22 protein-coding genes are annotated in these 21367 nt (G+C 71.3%); 15 read left to right on the top strand and 7 right to left on the bottom strand.

Going from position 1 to position 21367, the window contains the following annotated elements; all coding sequences use genetic code 11:
- The first annotated feature begins 25 nt into the window (after positions 1-25).
- The 8 genes from LIP_RS11905 (at position 26) to trxB (ending at position 6220) form a co-directional block, all read left to right on the top strand.
- Positions 26-850: an undecaprenyl-diphosphate phosphatase gene (locus LIP_RS11905; protein ID WP_068138639.1), complete on the top strand. Its 825-nt coding sequence runs from the start codon at positions 26-28 to the stop codon at positions 848-850.
- Entirely contained in the window at positions 847-2094 is a 1248-nt protein-coding gene (locus LIP_RS11900; RefSeq protein WP_144440464.1) for an HlyD family efflux transporter periplasmic adaptor subunit, read from the top strand. The genes LIP_RS11905 and LIP_RS11900 overlap by 4 nt, the downstream gene beginning before the upstream one ends.
- Positions 2095-2133: 39 nt before the next feature.
- Positions 2134-2832 (top strand): YggS family pyridoxal phosphate-dependent enzyme, encoded by a 699-nt coding sequence (locus LIP_RS11895; RefSeq protein WP_068138634.1) that lies wholly within the window; start codon positions 2134-2136, stop codon positions 2830-2832.
- Between the two features lie 4 nt (positions 2833-2836).
- Positions 2837-3253 (top strand): cell division protein SepF, encoded by a 417-nt coding sequence (locus tag LIP_RS11890; protein WP_068138632.1) that lies wholly within the window; start codon positions 2837-2839, stop codon positions 3251-3253.
- A 33-nt stretch (positions 3254-3286) separates the two neighbouring features.
- Positions 3287-4135 (top strand): pyrroline-5-carboxylate reductase, encoded by an 849-nt coding sequence (gene proC / locus LIP_RS11885; protein ID WP_082726265.1) that lies wholly within the window; start codon positions 3287-3289, stop codon positions 4133-4135.
- Between the two features lie 12 nt (positions 4136-4147).
- Entirely contained in the window at positions 4148-4411 is a 264-nt protein-coding gene (locus LIP_RS11880; protein ID WP_068138630.1) for a YggT family protein, read from the top strand.
- A 74-nt stretch (positions 4412-4485) separates the two neighbouring features.
- Positions 4486-5121, top strand: a complete 636-nt coding sequence (locus tag LIP_RS11875) for a DivIVA domain-containing protein (RefSeq protein ID WP_068138627.1) — start codon at positions 4486-4488, stop codon at positions 5119-5121.
- A 109-nt stretch (positions 5122-5230) separates the two neighbouring features.
- Positions 5231-6220, top strand: a complete 990-nt coding sequence (trxB, locus tag LIP_RS11870) for a thioredoxin-disulfide reductase (protein ID WP_068138624.1) — start codon at positions 5231-5233, stop codon at positions 6218-6220.
- A gap of 61 nt (positions 6221-6281) precedes the next feature.
- On the opposite strand, the gene LIP_RS11865 is transcribed toward trxB, so the two are convergent.
- From LIP_RS11865 to LIP_RS11855, 3 genes are all read right to left on the bottom strand, one after another.
- Positions 6282-7253 (bottom strand): amidohydrolase family protein, encoded by a 972-nt coding sequence (locus LIP_RS11865; protein WP_068138621.1) that lies wholly within the window; start codon positions 7251-7253, stop codon positions 6282-6284.
- A 167-nt stretch (positions 7254-7420) separates the two neighbouring features.
- Positions 7421-8209: a manganese catalase family protein gene (locus tag LIP_RS11860; protein WP_082726263.1), complete on the bottom strand. Its 789-nt coding sequence runs from the start codon at positions 8207-8209 to the stop codon at positions 7421-7423.
- A 26-nt stretch (positions 8210-8235) separates the two neighbouring features.
- Positions 8236-8478 carry a spore coat protein CotJB gene (locus tag LIP_RS11855; RefSeq protein ID WP_068138617.1) on the bottom strand — a complete coding sequence of 81 codons (243 nt, stop codon included), beginning with the start codon at positions 8476-8478 and terminating at the stop codon, positions 8236-8238.
- A gap of 231 nt (positions 8479-8709) precedes the next feature.
- On the opposite strand from LIP_RS11855, the gene trxA reads away from it, so the two are divergent.
- The 3 genes from trxA to LIP_RS11840 all read left to right on the top strand — a co-directional run bounded on the left by trxA (position 8710) and on the right by LIP_RS11840 (position 9690).
- Complete coding sequence (gene trxA / locus LIP_RS11850) at positions 8710-9042, top strand: thioredoxin (RefSeq protein ID WP_068138614.1); 333 nt, start codon at positions 8710-8712, stop codon at positions 9040-9042.
- Positions 9043-9140: 98 nt separating this feature from the next.
- Positions 9141-9455 carry an alpha/beta-type small acid-soluble spore protein gene (locus tag LIP_RS17975; protein ID WP_082726639.1) on the top strand — a complete coding sequence of 105 codons (315 nt, stop codon included), beginning with the start codon at positions 9141-9143 and terminating at the stop codon, positions 9453-9455.
- Positions 9456-9483: 28 nt separating this feature from the next.
- Complete coding sequence (locus tag LIP_RS11840; RefSeq protein ID WP_068138612.1) at positions 9484-9690, top strand: small, acid-soluble spore protein, alpha/beta type; 207 nt, start codon at positions 9484-9486, stop codon at positions 9688-9690.
- On the opposite strand, the gene LIP_RS11835 is transcribed toward LIP_RS11840, so the two are convergent.
- Complete coding sequence (locus LIP_RS11835) at positions 9638-10915, bottom strand: MFS transporter (RefSeq protein WP_068138608.1); 1278 nt, start codon at positions 10913-10915, stop codon at positions 9638-9640. The two genes, LIP_RS11840 and LIP_RS11835, sit on opposite strands and share 53 nt — an antisense overlap.
- A 483-nt stretch (positions 10916-11398) precedes the next feature.
- On the opposite strand from LIP_RS11835, the gene LIP_RS11830 reads away from it, so the two are divergent.
- The 3 genes from LIP_RS11830 (at position 11399) to LIP_RS11820 (ending at position 16278) form a co-directional block, all read left to right on the top strand.
- A complete protein-coding gene (locus LIP_RS11830) occupies positions 11399-13783 on the top strand; it encodes a glycoside hydrolase family 31 protein (protein WP_068138606.1) in 2385 nt (794 codons plus the stop codon).
- 162 nt (positions 13784-13945) lie between these two features.
- Positions 13946-14323, top strand: coding sequence for a RidA family protein (locus LIP_RS11825; RefSeq protein ID WP_068138602.1), 378 nt, complete (start codon positions 13946-13948; stop codon positions 14321-14323).
- On the top strand, positions 14320-16278 hold the full coding sequence (locus LIP_RS11820) for a bifunctional homocysteine S-methyltransferase/methylenetetrahydrofolate reductase (RefSeq protein ID WP_068138599.1): 1959 nt from the start codon (positions 14320-14322) through the stop codon (positions 16276-16278). The genes LIP_RS11825 and LIP_RS11820 overlap by 4 nt, the downstream gene beginning before the upstream one ends.
- A gap of 115 nt (positions 16279-16393) precedes the next feature.
- Here the strand turns inward: LIP_RS11820 and LIP_RS11815 are convergent, their stop codons facing one another.
- Positions 16394-17530, bottom strand: coding sequence for a hypothetical protein (locus LIP_RS11815; RefSeq protein WP_068138596.1), 1137 nt, complete (start codon positions 17528-17530; stop codon positions 16394-16396).
- Between the two features lie 12 nt (positions 17531-17542).
- On the bottom strand, positions 17543-18889 hold the full coding sequence (locus LIP_RS11810) for a cytochrome ubiquinol oxidase subunit I (RefSeq protein WP_082726261.1): 1347 nt from the start codon (positions 18887-18889) through the stop codon (positions 17543-17545).
- A 372-nt stretch (positions 18890-19261) separates the two neighbouring features.
- Between LIP_RS11810 and fbp the strand changes: the two genes are divergently transcribed.
- Positions 19262-20404, top strand: coding sequence for a fructose-1,6-bisphosphate aldolase/phosphatase (gene fbp / locus LIP_RS11805; RefSeq protein WP_068138594.1), 1143 nt, complete (start codon positions 19262-19264; stop codon positions 20402-20404).
- Between the two features lie 102 nt (positions 20405-20506).
- Here the strand turns inward: fbp and LIP_RS11800 are convergent, their stop codons facing one another.
- Entirely contained in the window at positions 20507-21295 is a 789-nt protein-coding gene (locus tag LIP_RS11800) for a LysM peptidoglycan-binding domain-containing protein (RefSeq protein WP_068138589.1), read from the bottom strand.
- Positions 21296-21367 lie beyond the last annotated feature (72 nt).

The raw sequence follows: 21367 nt of genomic DNA, 5'->3' as shown, positions 1-21367 counted from the left end.
ACCCCTTCCCGGAGGCGATGGCTTCATGACGCCGCTGGACGCGGCACTCCTCGGTGTGGTCCAGGGCCTCACCGAGTTCCTGCCCGTTTCGAGCTCGGGCCACCTGGTGCTGGCCCAGGCTCTGCTGGGCGTGCACGACCAGGGGATCACCTTCGAGGTCTTCGCCCACTTCGGCACCCTGCTGGCCCTGCTGGTGGTCTACCGCCGGGAAGTGGTGCGACTGCTGCGGGGCGCGGGGGCCCTTCCCGCGTGGGCCGCAGGCCGGCTCAACGGCACGACGGCCCGTGAGGACCTCCGCCTTCTGGGCCTGGTGGCGCTGGCCACGGTGCCGGCGGGCGTGGCGGGCCTCTGGCTCGAGCCTCGGATCGAGGGGCTCTTCGGCTCGGTGCGCCTGGTGGGCTGGATGCTCCTGGCCACGGGGGCCGTGCTGCTCGTGGCCGAGCGGCTCGGGCGCGCCCCCGAGCGTGCCGGCGGCGACCGCTCGGGCGGCGTCACCCCCGCCCGCTCGCTGGCCATGGGGGTGGGGCAGGCGCTGGCCATCGTACCGGGGCTCTCCCGCTCGGGCACCACCCTGAGCGCCGGCCTGCTGAGCGGCGTGGGCCGGGTGGATGCGGCCAACTTCGCCTTCATCATGGCCATCCCCGCCATCGGCGGCGCCTTCCTCCTCACCCTGGCCGACCTGGCCCGCACAGGGGCGCCCCTGGAGGGTTCGCTCCTGGTGGGCGCCGCGGCCGCGGCCCTCTCGGGGTATGCAGCCATCCACCTGCTCCTTCAGGTGGTGCGGCAGGGCCGGCTCTGGCTCTTCACCCTCTACACGTGGGCGGTGGGCGCCTGGGTGCTCCTGAGATGAGGCGCAGCTGGGCGCGCCTTGCGGTCGTCCTGGGGGCCGCGGCGCTCTTGCTGGCCTTCCTGGTGTGGACGGGCCGCGCCGGCGTGCGCTGGGCGCGGGAGGCGCTGGTGCGGAGCGTCCCCGCCGAGAAGGGCGCGGTCGAGCAGCGGGTGGGGGTGGACGCGTGGGTCCTGCGGCGGGAGTGGGTGCTCCGGTCGCCGGCCAGCGGCTACTTGGTGCCGCTGGCGCGGCCGGGCGAGCACGTTCCCCGCTCCACGGTCCTGGCCGAGGTGGTGGACCGTATCGAGCGGGCGGGCCTCGGCCAGGAGCTGGAGCAGATCCGGGCGGGGATCGACCGGGCGCGGCGGGACCTGGAATCCCTGGGCCGGGAGGAGGCCGCGCTCTCGGCCGAGATCCAGCAGCAGGAGGAGTCCCTGGGCAACCAGATCGCCTTCGCGCTCAGCTTTGATCGGGAGGAGGAGTTGAAGGCCCTGCTGGACCTGCGGGAGCAGATCCGGGCCGAGCAGGGTGAGCGACGGGCCGAGCTGGAGGCGCGTCGCGCCCAGGCAGAGGCCGACCGGGAGCGCCTCCTGGAGCGGCGGGCCCAGGTTGAGGCCCGGCTCGCCTCGGCCACCGACGTCATCCGCGCCCCTGAGGCGGGGCGGTTCGAGCTCCGGGTGGACGGGCTCGAGGAGATCCTCACCCCGGAGCAGGTGCTGGATCTCGCCCCGGGCTACCTGCGGGGCCTTCGGGTGCAGGAGCGATCCGCGGCGACAGGCGACCGGGTGGTGGCCGGGCAGCCCGTGGCCCGCCTGGTGGACCCCCAGCGGGTGCACGTCTACGTCTTCCTCCCCAGCGGGCACGGGCTCCAGGTGGGCCGCAAGCTCCTCTTCCAGGCCGAGGGGGCCGAGCGGGTCGCCGCGGCGGTGCGGGAGGTGCGCTTCTTCGGGGACGAGAGCGGCGTCCTCCTGGAGCTGGACGCGGTGCCCGACGCGCTGCTGGACCGCCGTCGCACCCGGGGAGCGCTGATCCTGGACCGGCACGAGGGGGTCGTGGTTCCCACCAGCGCCCTCATCCGTCGGGGCGAGGCGACGGGCGTGCTGGTGGAGGCCGAAGGCGGGCGCCTCTTCACCGGGGTGCAGGTGAAGGGGCACGACGCGGCGTGGGCGGCGGTCTCGGGGGTGGCGGAGGGCAGCCGGGTGGTGGTCAACCCAGGGCTCCTGGGGGAAGAGGCGGCCGGTGCGGCGCCGGCAGGAGAACGCTGAGGTGGGACGGAACCCTTAGCCGGTGGGGAGGCTCCGCCCGTGTCGGACGTGGGGAGCAGACTCCAGCAGGTCCGGGCGCGGATCGAGGTGGCCGCGGCCCGGGCGGGCCGTGATCCGTCGCAGGTGGTCGTGGTGGCGGTGACCAAGGGACATCCGCCCGCCCGGGTGGACGAGGTCCTGGAGGCCGGGCTGGACCAGATCGGGGAGAACCGCGTGCAGGAGGCCCGGGCCAAGCAGCCGCAGGTGCGGCGGCCCGCCACCTGGCGCCTCATCGGTCCCCTGCAGCGGAACAAGGTTCGGTGGGCCCTGGAGCTCTTCGACTGGCTCGACGCCATCGACCGGTGGGAGGTGGCCGCCGACGTGAGCCGCAGGGGCGCGCAGGCGGGGAAGACGGTGCCCGTCCTGATCGAGGTGAACGCCGGCGGAGAGGTTCAGAAGCACGGCCTGGCGCCTGAGGCGGTGGACGCGTTCTTCAGCCGGCTCGGTGATCTGCCGGGGCTGAGGGTGCAGGGGTTGATGACCGTGGCTCCCCTGGGCGAGGACCCCGAGGCGGCCCGCCCCGTCTTCCGGCGCATGCGCGAGCTCCGGGAACGGCTGCGGGATCGATGGGGGTTGGCGCTTCCGTGGCTCTCCATGGGGATGAGCCACGATTTCGAGGTGGCGGTGGAGGAGGGCGCCAACATGGTGCGCCTGGGCACGGCCCTGCTGGGCCCCCGCCCCGCAACCCCGGGGAGGTGAGCCGGTGGAGCGAGGGTTCTTCGACCGGGTGCTGAAGTTCATGGGCATCGAGCAGGAGGAAGCGGCCAGCGCGGAGCCCGCCCGTGCCGTTCCGGAAGAGGTTCCTTACCGGCGGCGGGGGCGGTTGATCAGCCTTCCGGGCCCGGGTTCCCAGCAGATGAACGTGGTGGTGGCGGAGCCCACCAGCTTCGACGAGGTGGAATCCCTGGCCGAGCAGCTCAAGCAGCGGCATCCGGTGCTCATCACCCTGGAACGCACCCAGGGAGAGGTGGCGCGGCGGATCATCGACTTCTTGAGCGGCGCCACCTACGCGCTCGACGGCCGGATGCAGAAGGTGGGCGATTGGATCTTCCTCTTCGCCCCCAGCAACGTCACCATCGACCTGGTGCAGCGGGAGCTGGAAGACCGGTCCCTCTTCTAGGCGCCGGCCCGCCCCGCGGGGGAGGACGCAAGGGTGCTGGAGCAGAGGGTGAGCGTCATCGGCGCCGGGGCCATGGGCGAGGCGCTGATCCGAAGCCTGTTGGGCCGCGACCTGGTCTCGGCCGAGACCCTCATGGCCGCGGACGTACGCCGGTCCAAGCTGGACGAGATCCGGCAACGGTTCGGCATCGGGGTCACGGCCGACAACCGCGAGGCCGCCCGCTTCGGGCAGGTGCTGATCCTGGCGGTGAAGCCCCAGCAGATCGAGGGGGTGCTCCGCCAGATCGGCCCGGACCTCACCACCGGCCACCTGGTCATCTCCATCGCCGCCGGCGTACGGCTCCGTTTCCTGGAGAGCCACCTGCCCGAGGGGGTCCCCGTGGTGCGGGTGATGCCCAACGTCGCCTGCCTGGTGGGGGAGGCCGCCTCGGGTTTCAGCCTCGGCCGGTGGGCGGGTGATCCCGAGGCGGAGCGGGCCCGCCGCATCCTGGGGGCGGTGGGGCAGGTCTTCCTGCTGCCCGAGCCGCTGCTCGATGCGGTGACGGGGCTCTCGGGCTCGGGCCCGGCCTTCCTGGGGCTGGTCATCGACGCCCTGGCCGACGGGGGCGTGGCCTGCGGGTTGCCTCGGGACGTGGCGGTGAAGCTGGCCGCGCAGACCTGCCTGGGCGCGGCCCGGCTGGTGCTGGAGGCGGGCATCCACCCCGCCGTCCTCAGGGACATGGTCACCTCGCCGGGCGGAACGTCGGCTGCAGGCCTCCAGGTGCTGGAGGAACGAGCCCTGCGGGCGGCACTGGCTGGGGCCGTGCGGGCGGCCACCCGCCGGTCGCAGGAGCTCTCGGCGGGCGGTAGCGAGGAAGAGCCCGCCAACGGCCGGTTGAGCTGAGGGGGAGACGGTGTGGGACTGATCCGGCTGGTCAACGGTGTCGTCCAGCTCTACGAGTTGATCCTGATCGCGCGCATCTTCACCTCGTGGGTGAACGCCGATCCGTACAACCCCGTGGTGCGGTGGCTCTACCGGCTCACCGAGCCGGTGATGCGTCCCTTCCGCGGGCTTCTCCCTCCCCTGGGTATGATCGACTTCTCTCCGGTGTTGGTCTTCCTGGCCATCGAGGTGGCCCGCCAGCTGGTGGTGCGGTTCCTCCTGACCGTGCTGGTGTAGTGGGCGCGCCCCGGTACCCGAGGCGCGAGGATTCGGCCTTTCTGCCCGGGGGATCGGAAAAGGGGGCGGAGTCTGTGCTGACGCCGCGTGAGCTTCGCCAGATCGAGTTCCGCAGGGTCTTCAGGGGATACGACCCGCAGGAAGTGGACGAGTTCCTGACACGGCTCATCGAGGAGTACGAGAAGAGCTTCAAGGAGCGGTCGCCCGAGGCGGCACGCGCTCGGGCGGGGGCGGCCGAGGCCGAACCAGCCGAGCCCCGCCGGGGCGGCGGGGAGCCCGAGGTGCGGGAGGCGGTGGAGCTGGCGCGCCAGGCCGCGGAGGAGTTGCGCTCCAACGCGCAGTGGGAGGCACGCCTCATCCTGGACCAGGCCCGGCAGCGGGCGGCCCGCATCGAGGAAGAGGCCCGCCAGCAGGCGGGCCTGGAGCGGACACGGCTGCGGGAGTTGCGGGAGGAAGCGGACCGGCTCCTGCGCCAGCTGCGCCGCCTCACCGACGAGTACCTCCAGGGCGCGCCTGCCCCGGCCGGCGGGAGTGCAAGCGGTCCGCCGGTTCCGACCCCCGAGGACGGCCCAGCCGGGAACCACCCGGCGGGAGGCGAGGAGGAGGAGCGGGAGACCCAATCCTTCCCCATCTCAGCGCTTCAGCGGGGTGGAACCGAAGGGGACGAGGAGGAGGACGACCGCGCCTTCCGCCGGTACGGGAGGGGGTAAGAGAGGCCTGGGAGCCGCCCGGCGGTCCCAAGGCTCGCGCCTCCGTCGCTGGCCGCCCCTGGCCGGCGCAGGTTATAATAGAAGCCGGACCCTCGACCAAGGAAGGTCCATGGCTCAACGCGACCCAGGAGGGATCTTCGTGCGCGATTGCATCGTGATCGGTTCGGGGCCGGCCGGGTATACCGCGGCGCTCTACACGGCGCGCGCCCAGATGCACCCGCTCGTCTTCCAGGGCGACGAGCCGGGCGGGCAGCTCACCACCACCACCGAGGTGGAGAACTACCCGGGTTTCCCCGAGGGCATCCTGGGACCCGAGCTGATGGAGGCCATGGAGCGCCAGGCAAGCCGGTTCGGTGCCGAGATCCGCTTCGCCCGGGTGGATCGGGTCGACTTCACCTCGTATCCGCTGAAGGTGGAGGCTGAGGGCCAGGTCCACGAGGCCCGTGCGGTCATCGTGGCCACGGGCGCCTCCGCGAGGCTCCTGGGCCTGGAGTCCGAGCGGCGCCTCATCGGGCGGGGCGTCTCCACCTGCGCCACCTGCGACGGCGCCTTCTTCCCCGAGAAGGAGCTCTTCGTGGTGGGCGGCGGCGACTCGGCCCTGGAGGAGACCCTCTTCCTTACCCGGTACGCCCGCATCGTTCACGTGGTCCACCGGCGCGATCGTTTCCGGGCCTCCAAGATCATGCAGCAGCGGGCCGCGGAGAACCCCAAGGTGGACGTCCTCTTCAACCGGGTGGTCGAAGAGATCTTGGACGGCGGCACGGGCCGCGTCACCGGCGTGCGCCTGCGGGACGTGGTCACCGGCCGGGTGGAGGAGCGCGCGGCGGACGGGGTCTTCATCGCCATCGGCCACAAGCCCAACACCGAGCTCTTCCGGGGCCAGGTGGAGATGGACGAGCGAGGCTACATCCGGACCTTCCGGGGCACGGCCACCAGCAGGCGCGGGGTCTTTGCAGCAGGCGACGTGGCGGACCCGGTCTACCGGCAGGCGGTCACCGCGGCCGGCTCCGGCTGCCAGGCTGCCCTGGACGTGGAGCGGTTCCTGGAGGGCACGGCCTTCCAGGATTGGACCACCGCCGAGGTGCTTCGGCAGGCCTGACGTCCGCGGAACGCCCCGGGCGATGTTCGACCGGGGCGACAGGTAGGGCTCGCGGACGGCGTCACCACACTCGATGCACGGGGGGCGTCAGGGCCAGGAGGCGCCGGGCGTTCCCCTGGTAGACCTTCTCCAGCACATGGGGCGGCAGGTCCAGGCCGTTCAGCTCGGGCTCGCCCTCCGCGTCCGCGTCCGGGATGGGGGAGTGGGCGCGGATCCCTGTCTCCCAGAAGACCCGATGAACCCAGTAGCGCACCCGGTACCGGTCGGGTTCGGCGTCCTCGGCCCGGTAGACGACCTGGTCGGTGCCGAAGAGAACCCGGTCCGCGTGGGCCTGGAAGAAGTCCCGGGCTTCCGCGGGCTTGCGTCCCAGCTCGCGCACGACCCACTTGGTGGCGCTGGTGTCCACGTTGTAGTTGGGGTACCGCTCCATCAGGTCCGCCAGGTGGTCCAGGTGCTCGGGGTCGCCGCCCATGTGGGCGCTGATGAAGACGATGCCCGGGTGGGACTCCAGACGCCGCTCCAAAGGTGGGTACTGGTCGGCCTTGGTGCCGTAGCGGGCGGCGTCGGCGTAGTACTTCTGGAACCAGAGGTCGGGGTCCGAGACGTGCACCAGGACCGCGAGCCCCTGGCGGCCGATCTCGTCGAAGATCGGGTCCAGGCGCGGGTCGTCCAGGGCCATGGCCACCCGGTCGCGAAAGCGCGGGGCGAACCAGAGCTTGATCAGCGGGGCGCCCTCCCGGGCGGCTCGGCGGACCACCTCCACGTTGGTCGCGGCGAAGCGCTCCGGATCCTGCCAGTGGCTGTAGTCCAGCATGGGGCCAGGAAGGAAGAGATCAGGAAAGCCATCCCGTACGCCCACGCTCTGCTCCAGCGAGGCCAGGGCCACGACCCGCTCCACCCCGTAGAGGCGGGCGGCCTCCGCGAGCTCGTGGGAAGGCCGGTCGGGGAAGGCGTGGGTGTGCACGTCGATCAGGGGGACGGAAACCTTGGACGGCGGGGGAACCCTGAAGCCCTCACGGCGGGCCTGCTCCACCAGGGCGTCCCCCGCTGGGACCGCGTCGGACGTAGGGGGCCACCTCCAGGACGAAAAGGGGGTTGGGACTGCCCTAACATTCTAGCACGCCCGGGCGGGCGCGGCGAGGCGCAAGGAGCGAGGCGAACCCGCCCGCTCCCGCGCTCGCCGGGCCCGGGAAGGAGGGGTCACAGGGCTGTGCCGGCCTCTGGTTCCTGGGATTCGGGCATCGCTTCACCTTCCGCCGGACCGATCTCGCCGGGCGGGCCGCCGCGGCCCGGCTCGGCCTCGGGGGCCTGCTGGGAGCGGAGTTCCTGACCCCCGGTGGGCCTGGGCTGCCGGATCTCGTCCACCCTCCAGGTCAGCCGTCCCAGGCGGTTAGAACGCTCGTAGTACTCGCCGACCCGGATGACGCGCCGTTCGTTCAGGTAGTCCGTCACCCGCTGGAGCGACTCGCGAAAGCGGTCCGCGTGGACCACCTCCCGGCTCCACAGGAAGCGGAGGGCCTCCTTCACGTGGACGTCGTCGGTCATGGCGATGAGGTGCTCGTAGACGGCCCGGGCCCGTTCCTCGGCGGCGATGTCCTCATGCATGTTGGCGATGGGGTCGCCCGTGGCGTTCACGTACGCCTCGGTGAAGGGGACCCCGTCCGAGTTGACGTAAAAGGGCTGGCGCCCGTGCTCCACGTAGTAGGTGTCCAGACCGGCCCGCCTCAACTCCGAGAGAGGGACGCCGTCGATGAGCTGCTCGAAGAGCTCGCCCAGCACCTCCAGGTGGGCGAACTCCTCGGTGCCGATGTCGATGAGGGTGGCCCGGGCGCGGGGCTCGGGCATGGTGAAGCGGTGGGTGAGGTACCGGGTGGCCGCGGCCAGCTCCCCCTGGGGCCCCCCATACTGGGAGAGGATCAGCTTGGCCATGCGCGGGTCGGACCGCTCGACCCGGACGGGATGCTCCAGCTTCTTGGTGTAGTACCACACCAGACTCGTCCTCCTTTCGTAGGGGGTCAGGCCCAGGGGACGCCCCGGTCGGGGCCGGCCCACTCGGGATCCATCCAGATGAGCGGCCCGTAGCGGGAGACGTAGGTCTCCATCAGCTCCCGGGTGCGGGCGGCGTGCCGGCGGTACTCCTCCATGCCCTCCTCGTGGGTGTCGGCGAAGAGCATCCAGTCGACGGCCTGGAACTCCTCGGTCTGGAGTTCCAGCATCAGCTCCTCCTCGCCGGGCTGAAAGGGCACCTGGCGGCTCATAGGTCTCCCTCCTCTCGCCGGTCGTTGCACGCCAATGAAGGTGCCGCGAGCCGGGGCCCCGGTTCCCTCGCGGGCTACCCCACCCTATGAGTGGGGAGACACCTGGCGCATGGGACCCTGGGGGCGTTCTGGGCGACAGCTTGCCCCGGCTGCTATAATGGGAAGGCGGCGCGCGGTCCGGGACCCGATGGTGGCCGCAGGCCGGGGCGACCAAGCTGGAGGAGGGAGAGCATGGCCCAAGACGGGCTCTTGCTGCATGTGAGCGACGGTGACTTCGAGGAGCAGGTCCTCCGCTCGGACCTGCCGGTGCTGGTGGACTTCTGGGCGGACTGGTGCATGCCGTGCCGGGCGATCGCGCCGGTGGTGGAACGGATGGCCCAGGAGTATGCTGGGCGCCTGCGGGTGGCCAAGCTGGACGTGGACGCGAACCCCGAGATCGCGGCCCGCTACGGCGTCATGAGCATTCCCACCCTGCTCCTCTTCCGGGGCGGGCAGGAGGTACACCGCCACGTGGGCTCTCGGGTGCAGGGGCTGAGGGAGCAGGTCGAGGCTCACTTGGGTTGAGGGCTGCCGAATTCCCGTCAGGGGAGGGAAAAGCCTCTAGCATGGCCCTTCTGCGGCGCCCGCCATACTACGAGCAGGCGAGCAAAGGAGGGACGAAGGTGGCCCAAGGTCAGCGGAGGAACAACCGACTCGTGCCGCAGGCCTCGAACAGCCTCGATCAGTTCAAGTACGAGGTCGCGACCGAGCTGGGGATCAACCAGGAGTACAAGACCGGGTACTGGGGCAACATCCCCGCTCGTGAGTGCGGCGCGGTCGGTGGACATATGGTGCGGCGCATGATCGCCGCCGCGGAGCAGTCCCTGGTGGATCAGGCTGCCACGAACGTTCGCTCTGGCTTCCAGCAGGCGTTCTCGCAGCCGCTCTCCAACGTGACCGCTCCGGCGACGCAGCAGGGTGCGAACCTGAACCAGTAGCGCCCTGCCCTCCAGGGAGGGAGACCGCTTGGCCCGCGACGAGGCCCGGAAGGTTCGGGAGGCTCTCCGTCGATTCCAACATGAGGTGGCGTCCGAGCTCAACGTGCAGGTGCTGGACGAACCCGAACGGAGAGGTCCTTCCCGGCTCGCCGGAAGCCTCGGCGGGCCGGCGGCGCGACGTCTCATCGCCGAGCGCGAGGAAGGGCTGCGCCGCCTGGCACGGCCGGAGGCGTAAGCCCCCCGGCAGCCGTTTCCCGCACGTTCCGGAAGAAGAGGTAGAAGAGCATGCTCCCCAGCACGTAAAGCACGGTGGTGAGGGTGAAGGCGCCGGTGAAGTCCCACCGCACCTGCATCCAGCCGCTCACCACGGGCCCCAGCCCGCCGCGCCCCAAGGATCCCAGCATGGCGTTCAGGCTGGTGAGGGTGGCGCGCTGATCTGGGCGCACCTGCTCCATCAAGAAGGCGGTCTGGGCGGGAGCCCCCATGTTCATCAGCGCCTGCCGCACGTAGTAGGCGGCGATCACCCACGGCAGGCTGTAGGAGTACGAGAGCACGAGCAGGAAGGGAATCGAGGCCAGCTCGGTCACCACCACCGTGCGCACCTTGCCCAGGCGGCTCGACAGCTGGGGCGTCGCCAGGGTGGCCGCTGCCGTCACCACCGCGGCCAGGGCGAAGAGGATCCCCATCTCCGCCGGGGCCATCCCGAACCGAAGGCTGAAGAAAAGCTGGAAGAAGACCACCATCGCCCCCGCCCCGAAGGAGACCAGCGCCGAGGGGAGCAACAGGTGGACGAAGAGCAACGCCTCCTGGGCGGTGCGCGGCAGAGGCGAGCCTTGCTCGGGGTGAGGACCCTCCCGCACCAGGAAGGCCGGAACGACGGCCAGGGCCATGAAGGCCACCGCCACAGCGAAGGTGGCCCGGAGCGGGCCCGGCCCGTCGGGCGCGACACTCCAGGCCGAGGCAAGGGCCTCGGGAAGGAAACCGGCCAGAAGGCTCCCCAGAAAGCCTGATCCCATCATGATCGCGAACTGAAGCGAGAAGAGGTGCACCCGGTTCTCCTCGGTGCTCTCGGACATGAGAAGAGGCGGCCCCAGAACCCACGTGAGGGCCCAGGCGAGCCCCCGGAGCACCGAGAAGCCCATCAGGGCCTCCCCGTTCCCGCCGGCCACCATCCCGCCCAGGGCGACCACGTTCAGCACGGCCCCGGCCACCAGGAAGCGGCGGTATCCGTACCGGTCGGCGGCCATGCCGATGGGGAGCCCCAGGATGAGCACCGCGATGGAGGGAACGCCGTTCACCAGACCGATGAAGTCTCGCGGGTGGCCCAGGCTGTGGAGGTAGAGGTTGAAGACCAGGTTGAGCATGTTGAAGCTGATGCTGTTGAAGAGCGTGTACGCAAGATACGCCCTGGCCGTGGGCGAGAAGGTGCCCAGCACGGCCAGGTAGCGCGATCGGGCCACGGGCCGCCAACCCCCCGGTCGCCACACCCTGGGTCACGCCGCCCGGGCATGACGGATCCCGGATCGGCTTCCCCGCATCCGGGCCTCCTCACTACCTTCGCCGGTGATGGAGCCAGGCCCTGCGCATCCAATTGCTACGCCTCCCACCGCCACTTCCCCGGTTGAGGGCCGAGAAGGCTGGGTGAGGCTAACCCTCAGGACGCCTGCGCCCCAGGTGCGGGCCCCAGGCCCGGATACAGGCAACGGCCTCCCCCAAGAGGGATCTGGCCGGCCCACAACCGCTCGCCCATCCGGGCCCGGCCGCGGGGGCGGAACCCATTCCGCCCCCGCGGCGCGTGCGCTGAAGCTTTTCCCTGTCAGCAGGGTTCCCGCACGGGACCCTCCGGGCGTGGGCGTTGCCCGCAAGGACCCCGTGTGCTAGAATCGGCAAGGATTGGCACACCGGTGTGGAAACGTTTGCGTCAACGGGGAAGGAGCGTTTCGATGGACGCCGCGTACCGTTCGCTCGGCCGAGCCGATGGCATCCGGTGGACCCCCGCCGGGGTGGAGGTGGAGGCACCGCCGGCCCGCCTGGCCGTCCGCTTCCTCGCACCCGACGTGGTGCGGGTGGAGATGACCCCGGCCCCAGAGGTTCCGGAGCCGCTGCCCTTCGCTCGGACCGAGGCCGAGTGGGAGAGACCGGGTGTGGCCCACGAGGAGCGGGGCGCCTCGCTCTGGCTGGCGAGCGACGCGATGGCCGTGGAGATCCAGTCGGATCCGGTCCGGCTGGTCTTCCGCGACGGGGAGGGCCGCCTTCTGGATCGGGACGATCCGGAGTCCGGCATGGGATGGCGGTACGGCAGCGTCCACTCCTTCCGCGAGGCCCGCCCGGGTGACCGGGCCTACGGTTTCGGCGAGAAGACGGGTCCGCTGGACAAGCGGGGACAGCGGATGACCATGTGGACCACCGACGTCCTGCCCCACCTGCCCACCACCGACCCCCTCTACCAGGCGATCCCCTTCTACGTGATCTGGAACGCCGGCCGGGCACACGGGCTCTTCTTCGAGAACACCCACCGCACCCACTTCGACATGGACCGGGAGGGCACCGGGCGGTACCACGTATGGTCCGAGGGCGGCCGGTTGGTCTACTACCTCTTCGCCGGGCCCACCTTCGCCCAGGTGCTCGAGCGCTACACCCGGCTCACGGGGCGGATGCCCCTGCCCCCCCGCTGGAGCCTGGGCTTCCAGCAGAGCCGGTGGGGGTACGTGCCGCAGCAGCGGGTGGAGGAGCTCGCACGCACCTTCAGGGAGCGGCGGATCCCGTGCGACGTGATCTATCTGGACATCGACTACATGGACGGCTACCGGGTGTTCACCTGGGATCCCAAGCGCTTTCCGGATCCATCCGGCCTCTGCCGCGGCCTGAAGGAGCAGGGCTTCCGGGTGGTGACCATCGTCGACCCGGGCGTCAAGGTGGACTCGAGCTACCCCGTCTTCCGCGAGGGGCTGGAGGCCGGCCATTACGTGGAGGATCCTGCGGGCAAGCCCTACATGGGGCGGGTCTGGCCGGGAGAGGTGCACTTCCCGGACTTCCTCCAGGAGCGCGTGCGGCGGTGGTGGGGCGACTGGCACCGGACCCTTCTCGACGCCGGCGTCGCGGGGATCTGGAACGACATGAACGAGCCGGCCGACTTCCGGGTCCACGACGAGGACCGCACCTTGCCCGAGGGGACCCTTCACCGCACCGACGAGGGTGAGGTGCATCCGCACCGGGAGGTGCACAACCTCTACGCTCTCTTGATGGGCCGGGCGACCTCCGAGGCGCTGCGCCGGATGCGGCCCCAGGAGCGGCCCTTTCTCCTGACCCGCTCGGGCTTCGCCGGGATCCAGCGGTACGCCGCCGTCTGGACGGGCGACAACTCGAGCTGGTGGGAGCACCTTGCCATGGCGATACCCATGCTCCTCAACCTGGGGCTCTCAGGGGTGGCCTTCGTGGGCGCGGACGTCGGCGGCTTCCGCGACGACGCCGAACCCGAGCTCTACGCGCGCTGGGTGCAGCTGGGGGCCTTCACGCCCTTCTTCCGGGCCCACAGCGCCCACGACACCCGCGCTCAGGAGCCCTGGACCTTCGGACCCGAGGTGGAGGCCATCGCCCGCGGCGCCATCGAGCTCCGCTACCGGATCCTCCCCTACCTCTACACCCTCTTCTGGGAGGCGCACCGGACAGGCGCGCCCATCATGCGGCCGCTGGTCTACCACTTCCCCGACGATCCCGTCGCTGCCCGTGTCCAGGATGCCTTCCTGTTGGGGCCGGACCTCCTGGTCGCGCCGGTGCTCCAGCCCCAGGCCCGGGAGCGGATGGCCTACCTGCCCGAGGGCGAGTGGGTGGACTTCTGGACGGGCGAGGTGAGCCGGGGTCCCGCCCACCGGGTGGTCGAGGCACCCCTGGAGCGCATCCCCCTCTTCGTCCGGGCGGGGGCGATGCTCCCCATGGGACCGGTGACGCAGCACACGGGTGAGGCCGGGTGGCAGGAGCTCACCCTCCTGCTCTATCCGGGGGAGGCCCCCAGCCACTGGAAGACCGTTCTCTACGAGGACGACGGCGCCACGCCCGCTCACGAGCAGGGCGTGAGCAGCCGGCGGGCCATGGCACTGGCCGTCCGGGAGCGGCACCTGGCCTTGGACCTGGCCGACCCCGAAGGGTCCTACGCCCCCGCCCGGCGGGAGGTGGGGGTGGAGGTGCCCTTCCTTCCCGGCCCGCCCCGGCAGGTGCTTCTCGACGGGCGTCAGCTGGCGGAAGGGTCTGGCTTCACCTACGAAACCGGCCGCGGCCTGCGCCTGCAGGTGCCGCAGGAGGGCGCCCACCGGCTGGAGGTGGCCTGGTAATCCGGGCCATCCCGCCGCCTCGAGAACCGCGTGCCGCGGGAGGGTTCCGCCTCCGGGGGACGAACCCTACTCGAAAGCCTTGGGGACGGCGGGCCCCGGTGTGAGCCGAGGGGCCCGCCAGACGGTGAACCCGGGGCTACGGTTGCTCGGAGGCGAAGCCCAGTGGAGCTCGAGCCGGTTCAGACCCCTCATGCGCCCGCGGCCATCGGACCCTATTCGCAGGCGGTCCGCACGGGCGACTGGCTCTTCGTGTCGGGTCAGATCCCCCTGGACCCGGCCACGGGCCGCTTGGTGGAGGGGGGCGTGGAAGCCCAGGCGGAGCGGGCCTTGCGCAACCTACAGGCGGTGGTGGAGGCCGGCGGCGGGCGCCTGGAGAACGTGGTGAAGGTGACCCTCTTCCTCACGGACCTGGGGCAGTTCGAGGCCGTGAACGGCGTCTACGCCCGCTTCTTCACCCACAAGCCCGCCCGGGCGGCCGTGGGCGTCGCGGCGCTTCCCCGGGGCGCGGCGGTGGAGGTCGAGGCGGTGGCCCGCCTTTGACAGGGCCGGAGCCGGGGCGGGACACGCTCGGAACGGCCTTCCGCCAGGCCCTGGCCGAGCGGGTGCTGCTGGCCGACGGGGGGGTGGGCACCCTCCTCTACCAGCGGGTGGGCGGCCCCCGCGGCAACCTGGACGCCCTCAACCTCACCCAGCCGCGGGTGGTGGAACAGGTCCACCTGGACTACATCCGCGCCGGTGCCGACCTGATCGAGACCAACACCTTCGGGGCCAACGCCTTCCGCCTGGCCGAGTACGGTCTCGAGGACGACGTCTGGCGGATCAACCTCCAGGGCGCGAAGCTGGCCCGCGGCGCCCGGGAGGTGAGCGGCCGCCCGGTCTTCGTGGCGGGGTCGGTCGGGCCCGTGGGCCGGCCCCTGGAAACCCTCGGACGCGCCGCCCGCGCGTACGTGCGCGACGCCTTCCTGCGCCAGATGGAGGCGCTGCTGGCCGGCGGCGTGGACCTCTTCATGATCGAGACCATGCTGGACGTGGAAGAGTTGGAGCTCGCGGTGGAAGCGGCCCGCTCCCTGGCCCGCCTACCCGTGGTGGCCCAGATCACCTTCTCCGGCGGCGTCGAGCCCGTGGCGCCCCTCCAGGGTGAGGCCTTCACCCGCATGGTCGAGCGCCTGGGCGAGGCAGGGCCCGACGTGGCCGGCATCAACTGCGGTTCCGGGCCGGGTCCGGTGCTGGAGGCGCTGGGGGAGCTCGCGGGGTTGCGGGCCCTGGGGGTCCCTCTCTCGGCCCTGCCCAACGCAGGGCTTCCCACCCGGGTGGACGGGCGCATCCTTTACGGGGCGGCCCCCGAGTACCTGGCTGGGCTGGTGGAGCCCATGCTCCGGCAAGGGGTACGGCTGGTGGGCGGCTGCTGCGGAACCACGCCTGAGCACATCGCCGCGATGCGGGCCCGGCTCGACACCTTGCAGCCTGCCAGGGCGGCCGGGCCTGCGGATGAGGGCGAGCACGCGCACCCCGCACGGGTCGCGCCGGCGGAGGTGCGCTCACCCAAGACCGAAGCGGCCGTCCCGGCGGCCCCCGCGGCGAGCCCGCTCCTGGAGGCCCTGCGGCGCGGCGAGATGGTCAGCGTGGAGCTGGACCCGCCCCGAGGGGTCAACGTGGAGAAGGTGTTGCAGAACGCCCGGATCCTGCAGGAGGCGGGCGTCACCTGCATCAACGTGGCCGACTCCCCCATGGCCCGGGTTCGGATGGCCTCTCTGGCCTCCGCACGGCTGATCCTGGAGGCGACGGGCCTGCCCCCGCTGATCCACTTCACCACCCGCGACCGGAACCTGATGGGCATCCAGGCGGACCTGCTAGGGGCCCACGCCCTGGGGATCCGCCACGTGCTGGCCCTCACCGGCGACCCGCCCAGCGTCGGCAACTACTCCCACGCGAGTGCCGTCTACGACGTGGACTCCATCGGGCTGGTGCGGATCCTCCACACCCTGAACCGGGGCCGCGACCTGGCCGGAAACGCCATCGGCGAGCCCACCGCCTTCACGGTGGCCGTCGCCCTCAGCCCCAACGCCGCGGATCCGGACCTGGAGGCCCGCCGCTTTCGGGAGAAGCTGGAAGCGGGGGCTGACTTCGTCATGACCCAGCCGCTCTACGAGATCGAGCCCCTGGTGGCCATGCTCGAGCGGGCGGGCGGCTGCCCCGTGCCCCTGGTGCTGGGGGTGATGCCGCTCCAGAGCCACAAGCACGCGGAGTACCTCCACAACGAGGTTCCCGGCATCCGCATCCCCCTGCGGGTGCGGGAGGAGATGGCCCGGGCGGGGGAGGACGGGGCGCGCGTGGGAATGGAGCTGGCCGCCCGGGTGCTGGAGGACGCCCGAGGGTTCATCCAGGGATGCTACGTCGTGCCTTCCTTCGGCCGGGTGGAGCAGGTTGCCGGTCTGGTCCGGGAGCTGAGGCGGCGGGGTGGCTGGGCCACCCCGGCCCCGGCCGTCTCCCGCTGAGCTTTGCCCGCGCGGCCTGCGTGCCCGGAGAGACGCACCGGCCCGGGCGGGTCCGCCCGCCCGGGCCGGTAGGGTCTCGCCCGGAGCCTGCCAGGGCCCCGGGCCGACGACGGGACTAACCTGCCACCCGGCGCTCTGCGGCCACCTCCGCCAGGGCCACACGGTCCCGGCGTACCCGGAGCGCCATGTACCCCACGGTGGCCAGGCCGACGACCAGCAGCGCCAAGAAGAGCACCACCAGCGCCGTCTGGGGCACCACCCGCCAGAGGCCCTCGGGCATGTAGCCGGCCAGGGCCTGGTTCCTCGCCATGTGGCGGACGATGAGGAGCAGGGCCTGCCCAGCCACCACCAGCGCGGCACCCGCGCCGGTGTAGCGCAGCCTCCCCCGGGCGGCCACCAGCAGCACGAAGGCGAGCGCGCTCACCACCAGGGCGGCCACGGTGAGCTGTCCCAGCAGGCTGCCCAGGTCGAAGAGGTGGTCGCGCACGGCCGGCACCAGGTGGCTTGCGTACCATGGCGCCACCACCGCCTGCAGGAGCGCCGCCGGCACGAAGCTGGCCAGGCCGAAGCGGGTCACCGCCCGGCCGTAGGCCGCGTCGGAGCCGGCGGACGCGGCGCCGTGGACCAGCACCAGCACGCTGGCCAGGGCCACGGCACCCAACACGGCGTGGAGGAAGCGGGGCGCGAGGGCCGCCTCGGTGACCAGCGAGGTTCCGTAGGGGTTGGCGGCATAGACGCCCGCCCACACCTCGGGCCGCTGCATGAGGCTCAGGTTCGTGCTGTAGAGGAAACCGATGGCCAGGAAGACCACCGCGGCCAGCCCGCCCACCGTGAGGCGGGCCCACGCGGGCCGGTCCTTCCCCTTCAGGCTGACCCAGTAGAGGGCGTAGTAGCCCACGATGAGCATGGGGACCACCGCAAACCACGGCCAGGCCATGAGCACCGACGAGCTGTAGAAGAAGGAGCCGTAGAGGAGCTGCACGAAGAGCAGCGGCGCCACGCCCGTGGTGATGGTGAAGGCCACGGTCCAGGGAAAGAGCCCGGCCAGGGTGTGGGCCAGGCGCTGGAGCGGGTGCCCGCTCTTCCGGCCGCCGGCCACCGTCGCACCCAGGTAGAGGAGGCTGCCTCCCAGCACCTGGCTCATGAAGAGGATGTGCAGCACGAAGGTGAGCAGCAGCAGGCCCTGGAGCAGGATGGGATCGGCCGGCAGCGGCAGCGGTTCGGGTGACGGGATGATCAAGCGCTCGGGCATGTGATCCACCTCCTATCGGGAAGCCTGGGGCGCCTGGGCGACGGGGACGGGAGATTCGATGGTTCCCCGGGAGGGCCAGGGGTTGAGGGAGGCCAGGTACTCGGCCAGGGCCCGCCGCTCCAGCGGGGTTCCCACGAAGGGCGGCATGAAGCCCTTGAGCGTGTCCAGGTGCTGGAGCTGGAAGTCCGCGAAGCTGGCCGTCCAACCCTTCACCAGAGGGGTCACGTCGTTGTAGCCGCCCAGGGTGTGGCAGCTCGCGCACTGGAACCGGTACACTTCGTGGCCCGCCTCCAGCAGGTTGCCCGGGGTCACGTCTTCGGTGCTGAGCCGCGCCCACCGGGCCGTGGTGAGGAAGCCGTCCTGGCGGATGGCCTCTTCCTGGCCCGCGTAGACGTTGTTGGAGTAGAGGTACCCGTAGAGCACGTAGGGCTTGCGGGCCCCCTCCCGGGCGAACTCGCTCGCGCCCGTGGCCGTCAGGCCCACGATCAGCAGCAGGGCCGCCAGGGTCACCGAGTAGCTCCGGGGGCTCCGGTAGAGGCCGAAGTAGCCCACCCCGAAGAGGACCACGGACGCGATGAGGCTGGCCGCGAAGGCGAGGGTCATGGCGATGGCCCCGCCCGTCAGCATGGCCCGGCTCGCCTCGGGGATGGTGGTGAGGTACCAGGCGCCGCCCACCACCAAGAGCCCCGCGGCCGGGAAGAGCCAGGCGGCGCAGTAGCGTACCAGCCGGTCGCGGCTCTCCCGTGGCTGGACCGTGTAGGCGGTGATCAGCCCGTAGAGGCCCGCCAGGGCGAAGGAGACCCCGGTGCGCATCAGCACCGACGGCAGGTAGCTGGGGTTGAGGACGCCGTGCCAGAAGTTCTGGGTCTCCACCCAGCGGCCCGTGGTGAGCATGAAGCTGGTGATGCCGGTGATGACGGCGAGGCTCAACCAGGCGCCGGCCCCGTAGAGCCAGCCCACCAGCTGGTGGGTCTCGGGCTTGACCCGGTCCCACGTGGCCGCGTAGGTGAGGGCCGCGGTGATCTCGAGGATGAAGAAGACCCACTCGATGGCCCAGCCCCACACGAAGGAACGGATCAGGATGGAGGTGGCCTGAGGGTTGACCAGGGCGATGGTGAACCAGATGCCGACCCCGGTCACCGCGCCCAGCACCAGGGTGACGAGGACGAAGAAGCGCGTGTGCCGGCGGACGTAGTCCAGGAGGACGGGATCGTTCTCCCGGCGGGCCTTGCGTTCGGCGAGGACCAGGAAGAAGCCGCCGCCCACCGCGAACTGGGCGACGTAGGTGTGGAAGATGGCGACGATGGCGATGAGGAGACCCCCGCCCAGGGTGGAGACCTCCCAGAAGGGATAGTTCACACGCCAGCCTCCTTTCCGACGCAATACGACGCGACCCCGGAGGGCCCCGGGAGGCCCTCCTTGTTTTGAGTCGCTCGTCGTTAGGATTCATTCCGCGGGAAGCGCGCACCTGGAGAGGAACGTCCTCAGTTCGCGGGAGCAATGGGGCAGGACCATCGGGTGGGTTGGGCGGAAACCCGCTTCCGGCCGGACCGCCGAGCGTGGCGCGATCCCGGCCCGCCTGGGGGACCCGAGCGCGTGCAGCGGTGTTGCACAGCATTTGCACACCCAGCGCGCATCCGGTATACTTGGCATGTGTTGCATGGTATTGCCTGCAGGTTTTGTTTGCGATCCTGCGGGCCGCGGCAGAGATCTCACGAGGAGGTCGGACCGTTGGCGACCCTGAGCGTCCTCAAGGCCGACACGGGCGGGTACGTGGGCCACTCGGCCACGCACCCGGACCTGGTGGAGGCGGCCGAAACGCTCTTGAAGGGGAAGAAGGAGGACGGAACCCTCCTGGACTTCTGCGTGGGGCAGGTGGGGGACGATGTGGCCCTCATCCTGAGCCACACCCGGGGGGCGGAGAGCGAGGCGATCCACCGCGTGGCCTGGGAGGTCTTCCAGCAGACCACCGACGTGGCCAAGCGGCTGAAGCTCTACGGCGCCGGGCAGGACTTGCTCTCCGATGCCTTCTCGGGCAACCTGAAGGGCCTGGGCCCGGGCATCGCCGAGATGGAGATCGACGAGCGGCCCAGCGAGCCGGTTTTGGTCTTCCTGGCCGACAAGACCGAGCCCGGCGCCTGGAACCTCCCCCTCTACCGCATCTTCGCCGACCCCTTCAACACCCCGGGGCTCGTGATCGACCCCAAGATGCACGACGGCTTCGTCTTCGAGATCCTGGACCTGAAGGCGGACCAGGCGGCCCGCTTCAAGACCCCGGAGGAGAGCTACGACCTTTTGATGTTCATCGGGGCGCCGAGCCATTACGTGGTGCGCAGGGTGCTGCGGGCCCAGGACGAGGAGGTGGTGGCGGCCACCTCCACCCAGAAGCTCTCGCTGATGGCGGGGCGCTACGTGGGCAAGGACGACCCGGTGATGATCGTGCGGGCCCAGAGCGGCTTCCCGGCGGTGGGGGAGATCCTGGAGGCCTTCGCCCGGCCGCACCTGGTGGGGGGCTGGATGCGGGGGAGCCACGTGGGGCCCATCATGCCCGTGGGCTTCCGGGATGCGGTGGCGAGCCGCTTCGACGGGCCGCCGCGGGTGGCCTGCTACGGCTTCCAGCTCAACCGGGGGAGGCTGGTGGGGCCCAGGGACCTCTTCGCGGACGTGGCCTTCGACCCGGCCCGGAGGCAGGCGGGGGAGATGGCGGAGATGATGCGGAGCATGGGACCCTTCGAGCCGCACCGGCTGCCCCTGGACGAGATGGAGTACACCACCATGCCCGAGATCATGGCCCGGGTGCGGGACCGCTTCGTGCCCGTGGAGGAGGCTCCTCTGGAGGAGAGGCAGGAGGGCACCGCCGCCACCGGGCGGTAGCCCGGCCTGCAGCACGCGGGCGGCGGGCGGGGATCCCGGCCCGCCGCTCGCACCGCCTGTCCCGGGAGGCCCGGGGCCCGGCCATCCTCCCGCCCCGGCCCATCAGGGCACGGTGAAGAAGAGGTGGTTGCCGATCGCGGCCGTCACGGGCTGCGACCGCACCCACGCGTTCGAGGTCTTCAGGGGATTGTAGAAGCCCAGCGCGCCGCTGGCCGGATCCTTGCCGGTGAGGGCCTCCGCGACCGCCTGGCGGGCCACGGGGCTGGCGGGGAGGTTGATGCGGCCGTCGGCCACCGGGCTGAACTGGGGGATCCCCTGCCAGTACTGGTAGACCACGTCCCAGACGGTGTTGGGGTAGCGGGGGTCGAGCACCCGGTTGAGGACCGTGGCGGCTACGGCCACCTGCCCCGCGTACGCCTCGCCTTCGGCCTCGGCCGTGACCAGCCGGCTGAGCAGGTCCAGCTCCTCAGGGCTCAGCCGCACCCGGGGTGCCGGAGGCTCGGGGGCAGGAGGCGGGGAGGGAGCGGTGGGGACGGCCAGCACCTGGCCCGCCCAGATCTCGTCGGTTCCCCAGAGGTTGTTGAGACGACGCAACTCCTCCACCGTGGTGCCCGTCTTCTGGGCGACGATGAAGAGCGAGTCGCCGGGCTGTACCGTGTACGCGCGGTTGAGCCCGCCGGGGAGGGCGAGCCACCCTCCGGCCCGGATCTCGCTGGTGGTCCAGAGGTTGTTGGCCTGGCGGAGCCTGTCCACCGTGGTGCCGAAGCGCTGTGCGATCAGGTAGAGGCTGTCGCCGGGTTGGATGCGGTAGCCCTGCGCTCCGACCGGAGCAGCGGGCCATGTCAAGGCCAGGGCCAGGAAGGCTGCAGCGAGGGAAACGCGTGGTCTCACATGGATCCTCCTTCGATGCTGGGTGAAACGGGCGTGGAACCCGCTGGGAGCGGAGGAAAACTTTGACGCGGA

The organism is Limnochorda pilosa, from assembly GCF_001544015.1.
GTDB lineage: Bacteria > Bacillota > Limnochordia > Limnochordales > Limnochordaceae > Limnochorda > Limnochorda pilosa.
This window is presented reverse-complemented; position numbering and strand designations above follow the sequence as displayed.